Origin of the sequence: Salinarimonas rosea DSM 21201 (genome assembly GCF_000429045.1) — a bacterium.
GTDB classification, from domain to species: Bacteria; Pseudomonadota; Alphaproteobacteria; order Rhizobiales; family Beijerinckiaceae; genus Salinarimonas; species Salinarimonas rosea.
In genome coordinates this window covers 166,473-178,288 of record NZ_AUBC01000011.1, presented here as the reverse complement: position 1 = coordinate 178,288, position 11,816 = coordinate 166,473, and the positions used below count along the sequence as shown (strand labels likewise).

12 protein-coding genes and 1 riboswitch are annotated in these 11,816 nt (G+C 74.7%); of the genes, 4 read left to right on the top strand and 8 right to left on the bottom strand.

Annotation, left to right across the window (positions count from 1 at the left end):
- Positions 1–3: 3 nt before the first annotated feature.
- The 5 genes from G407_RS26815 to G407_RS0109790 all read right to left on the bottom strand — a co-directional run bounded on the left by G407_RS26815 (position 4) and on the right by G407_RS0109790 (position 5,233).
- The gene (locus G407_RS26815) at positions 4–561 is read right to left on the bottom strand and encodes a TRAP transporter small permease (protein ID WP_052341169.1); all 558 of its coding nucleotides are present in this window, start codon (positions 559–561) and stop codon (positions 4–6) included.
- A 162-nt stretch (positions 562–723) separates the two neighbouring features.
- Positions 724–1,707 (bottom strand): TRAP transporter substrate-binding protein, encoded by a 984-nt coding sequence (locus tag G407_RS0109805; RefSeq protein ID WP_029030672.1) that lies wholly within the window; start codon positions 1,705–1,707, stop codon positions 724–726.
- Between the two features lie 82 nt (positions 1,708–1,789).
- Positions 1,790–3,097, bottom strand: a complete 1,308-nt coding sequence (gene otnK, locus G407_RS0109800) for a 3-oxo-tetronate kinase (protein ID WP_052341193.1) — start codon at positions 3,095–3,097, stop codon at positions 1,790–1,792.
- Positions 3,098–3,278: 181 nt separating this feature from the next.
- Complete coding sequence (locus G407_RS0109795) at positions 3,279–4,055, bottom strand: phosphodiester glycosidase family protein (protein ID WP_029030670.1); 777 nt, start codon at positions 4,053–4,055, stop codon at positions 3,279–3,281.
- A 2-nt stretch (positions 4,056–4,057) separates the two neighbouring features.
- Positions 4,058–5,233 carry a vWA domain-containing protein gene (locus tag G407_RS0109790; RefSeq protein ID WP_029030669.1) on the bottom strand — a complete coding sequence of 392 codons (1,176 nt, stop codon included), beginning with the start codon at positions 5,231–5,233 and terminating at the stop codon, positions 4,058–4,060.
- 140 nt (positions 5,234–5,373) lie between these two features.
- Positions 5,374–5,598: riboswitch (cobalamin riboswitch) on the top strand.
- Positions 5,599–5,703: 105 nt separating this feature from the next.
- Here G407_RS0109790 and G407_RS0109785 point away from each other — a divergent pair.
- From G407_RS0109785 to G407_RS0109770, 4 genes are read left to right on the top strand one after another with little or no spacing between them, the layout of a single operon-like run.
- Entirely contained in the window at positions 5,704–6,150 is a 447-nt protein-coding gene (locus G407_RS0109785) for a DUF1636 family protein (protein WP_029030668.1), read from the top strand.
- On the top strand, positions 6,147–7,655 hold the full coding sequence (locus tag G407_RS0109780) for an ABC transporter substrate-binding protein (RefSeq protein WP_052341168.1): 1,509 nt from the start codon (positions 6,147–6,149) through the stop codon (positions 7,653–7,655). Before G407_RS0109785 ends, G407_RS0109780 begins: the two co-directional genes overlap by 4 nt.
- 4 nt (positions 7,656–7,659) lie before the next feature.
- Entirely contained in the window at positions 7,660–8,583 is a 924-nt protein-coding gene (locus G407_RS0109775) for an ABC transporter permease (protein ID WP_052341167.1), read from the top strand.
- Positions 8,580–9,368: an ABC transporter permease gene (locus tag G407_RS0109770; RefSeq protein WP_052341166.1), complete on the top strand. Its 789-nt coding sequence runs from the start codon at positions 8,580–8,582 to the stop codon at positions 9,366–9,368. Before G407_RS0109775 ends, G407_RS0109770 begins: the two co-directional genes overlap by 4 nt.
- Before the next feature lie 7 nt (positions 9,369–9,375).
- Here G407_RS0109770 and G407_RS0109765 read toward each other — a convergent pair whose 3' ends face one another.
- The 3 genes from G407_RS0109765 to G407_RS0109755 all read right to left on the bottom strand — a co-directional run bounded on the left by G407_RS0109765 (position 9,376) and on the right by G407_RS0109755 (position 11,815).
- On the bottom strand, positions 9,376–9,726 hold the full coding sequence (locus tag G407_RS0109765; RefSeq protein ID WP_029030665.1) for a hypothetical protein: 351 nt from the start codon (positions 9,724–9,726) through the stop codon (positions 9,376–9,378).
- 86 nt (positions 9,727–9,812) lie between these two features.
- Entirely contained in the window at positions 9,813–11,153 is a 1,341-nt protein-coding gene (locus G407_RS26810; RefSeq protein WP_043539396.1) for a sensor histidine kinase, read from the bottom strand.
- The gene (locus G407_RS0109755; protein WP_029030664.1) at positions 11,150–11,815 is read right to left on the bottom strand and encodes a response regulator transcription factor; all 666 of its coding nucleotides are present in this window, start codon (positions 11,813–11,815) and stop codon (positions 11,150–11,152) included. Before G407_RS0109755 ends, G407_RS26810 begins: the two co-directional genes overlap by 4 nt.
- Between the last annotated feature and the right edge of the window lies 1 nt (position 11,816).

Genomic DNA, 11,816 nt, shown 5'->3' with positions numbered 1-11,816 from the left:
GGGTCAGGCTCCCTCGCTCTCGAGACGGGCGCGCGCCTCGGGGACCGGAACGGCCGCGCCCTTGCGCACGCGGTCGACCTCCTCGGCGAGGCGGGCGACGACGGCGACGATGGAGAGCGCGGCGCCGACGGGGATGGCGGTGTAGACGAGCGCGATCGAGATGCCGCCGCCCGTGAACGGGTTGTCGACGCCGGCCAGTGTCTGGAAGCGCACGCGCTCGGCCATGCTCCAGCCGTGCCAGAACATCACGGCCAGGACGCCGAGGTTGAGGCCGGCCACGGCGCAGATCACGACGAGCTCGAGCCGCTTCGGGGCGAGGCGCTGGAGCATGTCCACCGCCATCAGCGAGCCCGTCCGGAAGGCGGCGACGAGGCCGAGATAGACCATCCAGATCTGCAGGCTCCGCGAGGTCACCTCCGACCAGGTCGAGGGCTGCTCGAACACGAAGCGGGTGATCACCTGGTAGAACGACACGCCCGCCATCGCGACGAGCAGCACCATCGCGAGCGTGAGCGCGACGTGGAAGACGGTGCGGTCGACGAGCTTGAGGGCGGCGAGCATCGTGCACTCTTCGAGTACCCCTCTCCCGGAAGGGAGAGGGGCAGGGGTGAGGGAATGCCGGTGGAGGTGTGGCGAGCGGCTCGCGTCGTGCGGCGAGCCGTACGCCCTCACCCCCGGCCCCTCTCCCGTCCGGGAGAGGGGAGCGACGTCACATGAGACACGTCACATGCCGACGGCGCGGATCGCGTCGATCTTGTCCTGGCCGAAGCGCTCGGCGAACTCCGCGAAGGCGGGCTGGAGGGCCGCCTCGAAGGCCGCACGGTCCGGGTCCTCGACGACCTGCATGCCCTGCTCCTTCAGCATGGCGACGCCGTTGTCCGCGTCCTCGCGCACCTTCTCGCGCATGGCGGCGGCGCCCGCGGCGGCGGCCTCGCGGAACCAGCCCTTCTGCTCGTCGGACAGGCCCTCCCAGACGATCGGCGAGAGGATGATCAGCGCCGGCGAGTAGACGTGCTGGGTCAGCGTCAGGTGATCCTGCACCTGCGAGAAGTTCGCCGACAGGATCACGCCGATCGGGTTCTCCTGGCCGTCGACCGTGCCCTGCTGGAGCGCGGTGAACAGCTCGGGGAACGCCATCGGCGTCGGCAGCACGCCGAGTTCCTGGAAGGCGCGCATGTGCACCTGGTTCTCCATGGTGCGCACCTTGAGCCCGCGCGTGTCCTCCGGCGTGCGGACCGGGCGCACGTTGTTCGTCAGGTTACGGAAGCCGTTCTCGCCCCAGGCGAGACCGATGAGCCCGTGGTTCGGGAACTGGTCGAGGATCTCCTGGCCGATCGGCCCGTCGAGCACGGCATGGGCGTGGTCGTAGTCGCGGAACAGGAAGGGAATGTCGGTGATGAGCGTGTCGGGCACGAAGTTGCCGACGGGACCCGTCGAGGTGATCACGATGTCGACGGTGCCGATCTGGGCGCCCTCGACCATCTCGCGCTCGCCGCCGAGGGCGTTCGCGGGGAACTGCTCGATCATGAACTCGCCGCCGGAGAGCTCCTCGAGCTTCTCCGCCATGGCGGTGGCGCCGACCCCGTAGTGCGAGGTGGGGGCGAGCGAGTAGCCGAGCTTGAGCGACTGCTGCGCCTGGGCGCCGCCGATGCCGAGCGCCAGGATCGCCGCGCCGGCGAGCGCGGCCTTCAGGGTCGTGTGGAACATGGGGTCTGTGTCCTCCCGTTCGTTTCTTGGCTCGTGACCGCGAGCGCGCGACGGCGCCCGCTCCTTCCCGCACCCGCACGCGTCAGCGTAGCGCCTCCAGCGCGCGGGCGAAGAAATCCTCTCCTCCGAAGTTGCCGCTCTTCAGCGCGAGCGCGAGCGCCCCCGCCGGCGCGCCGAGCGCGAGGGTCGCCGGCACTCCCGGCGCGATCTCCGCGCCGATGCGCAGGGCCTTGACCTGCAGCGCCTCGACGACGGCGCCGGAGGTCTCCCCGCCGGCGACGACGAGGCGGCGCAGGCCCCAGGCGACGAGGTGCTCGGCGATGCGCGCCATCAGGCTCTCGAGCGCCGCGCCCGCGACCCGTGCGCCGAAGCGTGCCTGGACGGCGGCCACGGCGTCCGGATCGGCGCTCGTGGCGATGGCGACGGGACCGGAGGGCAGCTTCTCGCGGGCGAAGGCGAGCGCGTCGGCCAGGGCACGCTCGGGATCGGCGACCGCGGCCGCCGCGTCGATGCGCAGCACCGGCATCAGCGCCTGCGCCGCCGCGAGCTGCGCGCGCGTCGCCGCCGAGGTCGAGCCGGCGAGCACGACGGCGGGGCCGCCGACCTCCGGCAGTGCCGCGGCCGCGCTCTCGCGCGCACGGCCCGATGCGATCAGCGCCCGCGCGAGCCCGTGGCCGAGACCGGACGCGCCGGTGGAGACGGGGTGGCGCAGGGCGGCCTCGCCGAGCGGGATCAGGTCGTCGTCGCAGATCGCGTCGACGACCGCCGCCCCCCTCCCCTCGCCGGCGAGCGCCTCGAGCCGCCGGGCGATTGCGTCGGCGCCTGCGCGCACGGTCGCATGCGCCACGAGCCCGACCGGCGCGGCGCTCTGGCGGGCGAGCACGCGCACGAGGTCGGCGTCGCGCATCGGGTTGAGCGGGTGGTCCTTGAGCGGGCTCTCGGAGAGGAGCCTGTCGCCGACGAAGAGGTGGCCCTGGTAGACCGTCCGGCCGGTGCCCGGGAAGGCCGGGCAGACCGGGACGATCGCCGCGCCGGCGTCCGCGCGCAGCGCGTCCGTCACGGGGCCGATGTTGCCGGCATCCGTCGAATCGAAGGTCGAGCAGATCTTGTAGAGGACGTGGCCCGCCCCCGCGCCGACGAGGGCGTCCCGGGCCGCGCGCGCCTTCGCGACAGCCTCGTCCGCCGGAACCGAGCGGATCTTCAGGGCGACGACCCGCGCGTCGGTCTCGGGCACGGCGACGTCCGGCCCGGGCACGCCGATGGTCTGCACCACGGAGAGGCCCGCGCGCGCCAGCGTGTTCGCGAGGTCGGTCGCGCCGGTATGGTCGTCAGCGATGCAGCCGAGGGCGAGCCCGCGCGTCGTCGCGCCCGCCTGTGCGTGACCGTCCATCATCCTCCCCGCGAGGCGCCGGGGCGCCCTCTCGTTCGGGGTACGTTAGACAGTCGCGACGGCCGCGGCAACGGGACAGTTTCCCGGCCTTTCGGCGCAGACGGATTGGAAAACGCGCCCGAATCGCGGGGTTTTCGTCGCCTCTCGCAATTCGCGGGCGTTTCGCGGCCGCTTCCGCGCCTCAGTCGCCCCGCGCGTAGGCGGCGATGATCGGGCCGAGCGGCGCCCAGCCGTCGCCGGTGCGGCCGAGATGCGGGGCGTAGAGGCTCGGCACGAGGCCGCCGTCGAGAAAGAGCGCGTCCTCCGTGCCGAGCCCGTCCCGGAACAGGCGGGCGAAGGTGTGGAAGGAGACCGGCTCCTCGGAGATCGCGAACCAGATCTCCCCGTCCTGTGCGACCCCGACGCCGTTGCGGCGCTTGAGCGAATCGGAACCGGGGATGAAGCGGGGATGGATCTCCCCCTGGATCACGAGCATCGGCCCCGACTGCGTCGCGAGCGTCGCGTCCGGCCGCGCCGCGACGTAGGCCTCGGTGCTCATGACCCCCGCGCGGCCGTTCTCCACAAAGAAGACGCCGTTGGGCTTCATGTGGAAGTTGCCCGGCCCGTCGTTGGTGTTGACGGGCACGATCGTCTCGCCCTCCTCGACGTGGAGCCCGATCGGGTCGAGCTCGGCATCGTACATCCCCGCGTTCATGGCGAAGACGAGCGGCGCCCCCTCGATCTCCCGCGGCAGGTTGGCGAAGCGCCCGAGCGGCCGCCCGTCCTCGCCGGCCGCGAACAGCCGCAGGACGTGATCGCGCGGATCGATCACGCACACGGTGAAGCGCGCGCCGTCGAAGGTCCGCGGCGCGCAGGGCTCGGCGGGCGAGGCGGCGGCGGGCTGGGCGGCGGCGGGCTGGGCGGCGGCGAGGAGCCCCGAGAGGAGGGTGCCGAGGATCGTCGTCGGACGCAGCCGCATGCTCACCGCACCAGCTCCCGCATCGCCCGGTCGAGCCCGTCCAGCGTCAGCGGGAACATCCGCCCGCTCATCAGGCGCGAGACGAGGCCGATCGACTGGGTGTGGCCCCAGTGCGCCTCCGGCACGGGATTGAGCCAGGCGGCGCGGCCGAAATGGGCCAGCAGGCGCTCGAGCCAGACCTGGCCGGGCTCCTCGTTCCAGTGCTCGACCGAGCCGCCGGGGATCAGGATCTCGTAGGGGCTCATCGAGGCGTCGCCGACGAGCACGCAGCGATAATCCGGCCCGAAGGTGCGGATCACGTCGAGGGTGGGGATCGTCTCGGCGTGGCGGCGGCGGTTGTCGCGCCACAGGCCCTCGTAGGGGCAATTGTGGAAGTAGAAGTGCTCGAAATGCTTGAACTCCGCGCGTGCGGCGGAGAACAGCTCCTCGGCGCGCTCGACGTGCCAGTCCATCGAGCCGCCGACGTCGAGGAAGAGCAGCACCTTCACCGCGTTGCGCCGCTCGGGCCGCATCCTCACGTCGAGCCATCCCTGGCGCGCGGTCTCGCGAATCGTGCCGTCCAGGTCGAGCTCGTCGGCGGCGCCGGTGCGGGCGAAGCGGCGCAGCCGCCGGAGCGCGACACGCATGTTGCGGGTGCCGAGCTCGACCTGGTCGTCGAGGTCCTTGAACTCGCGCTTGTCCCAGACCTTCACGGCGCGAACGTTGCGGTTGCCGTCCTGGCCGATTCGGATGCCTTCCGGGTTGTAGCCCCAGGCGCCGTAGGGCGAGGTGCCGGCCGTGCCGATCCACTTGTTGCCGCCCTGGTGGCGGCCCTTCTGCTCGGCGAGGCGCTGCTTCAGCTCGTCCATCAGCCGGTCCCAGCCCTTGGCCGCGATCTCGGCCTTCTCCTCGGGCGTGAGGTAGCGCTCGGCGATCCTGCGCAGCCATTCCTCCGGGATCTCCGCGGCCTCGAGCGCCTCGCCCATCGTGCCGAGGCCCTGGAACACGCGCGAGAACACCCGGTCGAACTTGTCGAGGTTGCGCTCGTCCTTCACCAGCGCGGCGCGGGAGAGATAGTAGAAGTCCTCCACCCGCTTGCCCGCGAGATCGCGCTCCAGCGCCCCAAGCAGCGTGAGGTACTCGCGCAGGGTAACGGGAATGCGTGCGGCGCGCAGCTCGGCGAAGAACGTGGTCAGCATGATGCGCAGTGTGGGGGCGCCCGGTGGCGCGTGCAAGCGCGACGGCTGGACGGATGGCTGGTGGCCTGATATGTAATGCTATAGTGTTACATACGTCGACAGAACGACCGGCTGCGGCGGCTTGACGCGCGCGAGCGGGAGTATAGTGTTCCGCCGTCGGTTCCCCGCGAGGGGACGAAGAGGGAATCCGGTGAGGGCCGGCCGCGCGAGCGGCGGGCGCGAATCCGGGGCTGCCCCCGCAACTGTGAGCGGAGAGCCTCCTCCCATCATGCCACTGGCCGCCGGGCGTCTCGCCCGAGGGCCGGGAAGGCGGGAGGCGGCGACGACCCGCGAGCCAGGAGACCTGCCGACATCGACGCCACGAGACGGGCGGGGAGGCCCGGAGGAGTGACCATGACCCGTGACCCACGGCGAGCCCCCCGCTCGCCTTCCGCATCCACATCCGCAGCGACAGAGACGACACCATCACGATGAGCGACCCGTCCCTCGAGGGCCGGGTCGTCCTCTCCGTATGCACCCGCTGCCGCGACGGCCGCGAGGATTCGCACGGTGACGTGCGCGGCGGCGCACGGCTCGCGGGCGCGATCGCCCGTGCCGCCGCCGGCCGTGGCGACCTGCCGAACGGCCTCGCCGTGCGCGGCGTCGCCTGCATGAGCCAGTGCCGGCGCCCCTGCACGATCGCGCTCTCCGGCCACGGGCGCTTCACCTACGTGTTCGGGGATCTCGACCCCCATCGCCACGCGCACGCCGTCCTCGACGTGCTCGCTCCCTACGCGGCGACGCAGGAGGGCTTCCTCGCCCGCGGCGAGCGGCCGGAGCCCCTGCGCGCCGGCATCCTCGGCCGCATCCCGCCCATCCCGACGACGAGCCCGCTCGTCGGCCCCCTCTTCCGCGAAGACCTGGAAACGCCAGCATGATCCGCCTCTCGCCGACCCGCCGCACCCTCCTCGCCATCGCGCTCCTCGCCGGCACGGCGCTCGTCGTCGCCCCGCCCGCCATCGCCGCCGATCCGGCGCCGCTCGTCGTCGCCAAGACCTTCGTCGCAGAGAGCCTCGACCCGATCGACGGCTCGGCCGGCTGGGCGCTCATCTCCCACGGCATCGCGGAAGGGCTGTTCACCGTCTCGCGCGAGGGCACGGTCGTGCCGCTCCTCGCCGAGCGCGCCGAGCGCCGGGACGACGGCGCCTGGATCGTGACGCTGGCCGAGGGCCGGATGTACTCGGACGGCACGCCGGTCCACGCCGAGGGGGTCGCCGCCGCGCAGAACCGCACGGGCGACCGGAACCCGGCGGCACGCGCCAGCGCCGGGCGCCTGACCTTCACCGCGCTCGACCCGCGCACGCTCCTCGTCGAGACCGAGCGGCCGACGCCGATCCTGCCCTCGATCCTCGCGGAATGGGCCTTCCCGGCCTACCGGCAGACGGACGCCGGCCCGGTCTTCACCGGTCCCTACGCGGTCGCGTCGTTCGAGCCGGGCGCGCGGATCGCGCTCGAGCCGAACCCGCACTACCCGGGCGCCGAGGCCCGCGCGCCGATCGACCTGCGGCATGTCGGCGACGGGCAGGCGATGGCGCTCGCCCTCGCCTCGGGAGAGCTCGACCTCGCCTTCAACCTGCCGGTGGAGACGCTCTCCATGCTGCGGGCGCGCGACGGCGTCACCGTGCGCTCCTTCCCAGTCGCCTACCAGTACATGATGTTCATGAACACGCGCGAAGGCCCGCTCGCCGACGTCGCCGTGCGCCGGGCGATCGACCGCGCCATCGACCGCACGACGCTCGTGGCCGCGATCCGCGCCGGGCGCCCGGCGACGGGCGCCTTCGCCGAGGCCTACCCGTTCGCCGCCGACGTCGTGCCGGCCCTCGACCCCGAGGGCGCCCGGCGCCAGCTCGAGGAGGCCGGCTGGACCCTCGGCGCCGACGGCGTGCGCAGCAAGGACGGCGTGCGGCTCGTGCTCGACCTCGTCGCCTACCCGCAGCGGCCCGACCTCGTCACGCTCCAGCCGGTCCTGCGCGCCGCGCTCGCCGAGATCGGCATCGGGGCGACGACCCGCGTCACGGAATTGCCGAACGAGATCGCGTCGAGCGGCGACTTCGACCTCCTGCTCTGGGCACAGCACACGGCGCCCGCGGGCGATCCGGCCTTCTTCCTCTCGCTCTTCCTGGGCAGCGAGGGCGCGCGCAACTACGCCGGCTGGTCGTCGGGCGAGCTCGACGCGCTCGTCGCCGCGCTCGCGAGCGCGGAGGACCCCGCCGAGCGCATCCGCCTCGCGCGGGAGGCGCAGGCGGTCGCGGCGGCGGACGCGCCCGTCGCCCATCTCGTCACGCCGGAATGGCACGTCGGCCTCTCCGGCCGGCTCGCCGGCTACGAGCCCTGGGGCTCGGACAACTACGTCATCCGCCCCGACCTCCTGCCTGCGGACTGAGCGCATGGCGACGGCGCTGCGGAGCGGTGCGGAGTTCCTCTGCGCCTGGCTGCTGGTCACGGCGGCGGCGTTCGCGCTCGTGCGCGCCATGCCGGGCGACCCGGTCGAGATGCTGCTCGCCGCGGGCAACGTCGCGCCGACACCCGAGGCCGTGGCGGCGCTGCGCGTCACCTTCGGGCTCGACCGGTCCCTGGCGGCGCAGTTCGCGACGTGGCTCGGCGGCTTCCTGACGCTGGACTGGGGCGTCTCGCCGGTGACGGGCCGGCCGATCCTCGCCGACGTGGCGGCCCGCGCGCCGTGGTCGGCGGCGATCGGCGCGGGCGGGCTCGCGGCGGCGGTCGCCGGCGGCTTCGCGCTCGGATTCGCGGCGGCGGCGCGGCCGGGCGGGCTCGCCGACCGGGCGAGCCGCGTGCTCGCCGTCTCCGCCCAGGCGCTCCCGGCCTTCGCCGTCGGCCTCGTGCTGCTGTGGCTCGTCGCGGTGGAATGGCGGCTCCTCGCGCCGCTCACGGGCTCGCCGGCGGAGCGGCTCGCCCTGCCGATCGCCGTCGTCGCGCTGTTCTCCGTGGGCGCCGTGGCCCGCGTCGCGCGCGTCGCCTTCGCCGAGGCCGCGGGCGCGCCGTACATGATCACCGCGCGGATGAAGGGCCTCTCGCGCACCCGCGCCCTCTGGCGCCACGGGCGGCGGCACGCGGCGCTCACCGTGCTCGCGGCGATCACGCCGGAAGCGGCCTGGATCGTCGGCGGCACGGCGGTGGCGGAGATCGTGTTCTCGGTGCCGGGCCTGTCGGACCGCGTGGTGGACGCGGTCGCGACCCGCGACTACGCGCTGCTCCAGGCCTATGTCGCCCTCGTGGCGTTCTGGCTGCTGTCGGTCCACGCCGTCGCCGCCCTGGCGCGCCGGCGCCTCGACCCGCGGGTGGCCGCTTGAGACGCGCCCGGGTCGCGCTCGCCGCGGGCGTCGTCGTCGCCGCGATGCTCGGCGGGCTCGCGCCCCCGGGGGATCCGCACGCCATCGACCTCGCCCGAACCCTCGCCCCGCCCTCCCCCGCGCATCCGCTCGGCACGGACCATCTCGGCCGTGATCTCCTCGCGCGCCTCGCCGCCGGTGCGGGGCCATCGCTGCTGGCGCTGGCGATCGGGCTCTCGGCGACGCTCGGGCTCGGCATCGCCGCGGGGAGCGCGATCGCGCTCGGGCCGGGCCCGCTCGCGCTCGCCGTGCGCCGGCTCGCGGAGGTGGCGCTGGCGGCGCCGACCCTCGTGGTCGCCCTCGTGCTCGCGGCCCTGCTCGGCGCGGGGCCGGCCACCGCCGGCCTGGCGCTCGCGGCGAGCGCGTGGGCGCCCTACGCCATCACCGTCGCGGCGCTGCTCGAACGGCTCGTCGCCGAACCCTATTGGCGCGCGGCGGAAGCGCTCGGGCTCGCCCGCCCGTGCGCGCTCGCCCGCCACCTCGTCCCCGCGCTGGCGGGACCCGTGGGTGCGCTCGCCGGCGCGGACGCGGCGCGGGCGGTGACGCTCGTCGCCGCGCTCGGCTTCCTCGGCCTCGCGGCGGACACGGGCCGGCCGGAGTGGGGAGCCATGATCCACGAGTACCGCCCGTTCCTGCTCGAGGCCCCGCGCCTGCTCCTCGCGCCGCTGGGCGCGATCGCCGCGCTCGCGCTCGCCGCCCATGCGGTGCTCGACCCGGGCGCCGAGCGCGAGGCCGGACGGCCGTGAGCCCGCGTCAGGCGATCGCCCGCCAGTCCCAGCCGCTCTCCTCGACGATGCCGCGGGCGGTGCACCGGCGCTCCGCCGCCTGCACGATCGCCTCGTCGTAGTCTGCCGGCGGCGCGAGCGGCAAGCCCGCGCGCGCCAGGGCGTCGGTGGAGGGCGGGTCGGGGGGCCCGTCGGCGACGAGCCGCGCGTTCCGAGAGAGCAGCCGCCGCACGACGACCCAGGTGCCCGCCGTGATCCGCTTCGTCACCGGCCCGGCGCCGCACAGGGTCAGCGTCGTGCGGAAGATGTCGAGGAGCGCGAACGCGATGGTCGCGACGCCCGCGGCGGCGAAGGCGAAGGGGAGAAGGAAGTCGATCATAGGGACGGGTCGGGAGCCTCGCGGGAGCACGTCTGTGGTGCGGCAAGGCCCGAGCGCGGACAGGGTTCCGGGCTTCGGCGCGCCCCTCACGTTCCCGGAAGGTCGAGCGTCGCGCAGAAGCCTTCCGGCCCCGTCCCGCAGGCGAGCGTCCCGCCCCAGGCCTCGGCGATCTCCAGGACGATGGCGAGGCCGAGGCCCGCGCCGGAGCCCCGCGCGTCGAGGCGCCCGCCGCGGAGGAGGACCGCGTCGAGCGCGTCCTGCGGGATGCCCGGCCCGTCGTCGATCACGCGCAGGCGGATGCGCCCCGCCTCCGATGCCGCGTCGACGCGCACGACAGCGCGCGCGTGGCGGGCGGCGTTCTCGACGAGGTTGCCCAGCGCCTCGGTGAGGTCGTCCGGGTCGATGCGGGCCTCGAGCGTCTCGGGGATCGCGACCTGCCAGGCTTTTCCCGCGCCGTCGGGCGTTCGGCGCACCACGGCGACGACCCGCTCCGCGATCGGCCGCACCGCCGCGCGGGCCGCCGCCGAGCGCCCGGCGAGGCGCGCGCGGGCGAGCTCGCGCTCGACGTGGCGGCTCATGGCGGCGACGACGGCGGCGATGTCGTCGGCGAGCGCGTCGTCGCCGCGTGCGCGCAGGCGCGCGACGTCGCCCTCGAGGGCCTGGAGCGGCGTGCGCAGCCCGTGGGCGAGATCGGCGGCGCGGGCGCGGGCCGTGGCGACGTCCGCCTCGCGCGCGGCGATGAGCGCGTCGAGCTCCCCGGCCAGCGGCGCGACCTCCGTGGGGAAGCCCGCGCCGACGCGGCGCGCGGTCCCCGCCCGCACCGCGGCGACCCGCTTCGCCACGCGCGCGAGCGGGCGCAGGCCGACGCGCACCTGCGCCACGCTGGCGAGCGCCAGCACCAGGCCGACGACGAGGAGGTAGGGGAGGAGATCGGCGCGGAAGGCGGCGGTCGCGCGCGCCACCTCGGCACGATCGAGGGCGACCGCGACGCGCGCGCCCGCCTCGCCCAGGCGCGGCGGCAGGATCACCCGGCGCTCGACGGCGAGGAGCGTCGCGTCGGCGGGACCGGGGATGCGGTGGACGTGCACGGTGCCGTCCGGCACCACGTCGACGGGCAGCGCGAGGCGCTCGTCCCACAGAGAGCGCGCGCGGAGCTCCGTGCCGGCGACCTCGACCTGCCAGTAGAGGCCCGAAAGCGGCTGCGCGAAACGCGGGTCGCCGGGCTGGCGCACCACGACGAACCCGCCATCGGGTCCGCGATCGAGCCCGGCGACGAGCTGGTCGAGCTGCACGGAGAGCTCCGCCACGAGCCGGCGCTCGACGTGCCGCTCGAACAGGAGCGAGAGGCCCGCCGCGGACAGCGCGAGCGCGAGGGCGATCGAGGCGAGCCCCGCCGCGACGAGGCGCGTGCGCAGCGAGCGGATCATCCCGGTCCGTCCGGAATTGTGTAGCCGAAGCCCCGGCGGGTCTCGATCACGCCCGGCCCGATCTTGCGGCGCAGCCGGGCGACGAGTGCCTCGAGCGCGTTCTGGTCGCGCGCGTCGTCGTCGCCGTGGAGCTGCTCCATCAGCTCGCCCGCGGGCACGACGCGCCCGCGATGATGGGCGAGGTAGGCGAGGAGCCGATACTCGAGCGGGGAGAGGGAGACGGGCGAACCGGCGCGGCTGACGCTGGTGCGACGCGGGTCGACGACGACGTCGCCCACGACGATCGCCGGCGCCGGGTGCCCGGCGGCGCGGCGCACGAGGGCGCGGGCACGCGCGACGAGCTCCTCCATGCGGAACGGCTTGGGCAGGTAGTCGTCGGCGCCCGCGTCGATTCCGCGGACCCGCTCCACCCACGAGCCGCGCGCGGTCAGCACGAGGACGGGCATCGTCCGCCCCGCGGCGCGCCAGCGCTCGAGCACGGAGAGGCCGTCGAGCGCCGGCAGGCCGAGGTCGAGCACGACGAGCGCGTAGTCCTCCGTGTCGCCGCGGAACCAGGCGTCCTCGCCGTCGCGGGAGACGTCGACGACGAAGCCCGCCGCCGAGAGGGCGGCGCCGACGTCGGCCGCGATGCGGGGATCGTCCTCGACGCAGAGCACGCGCATG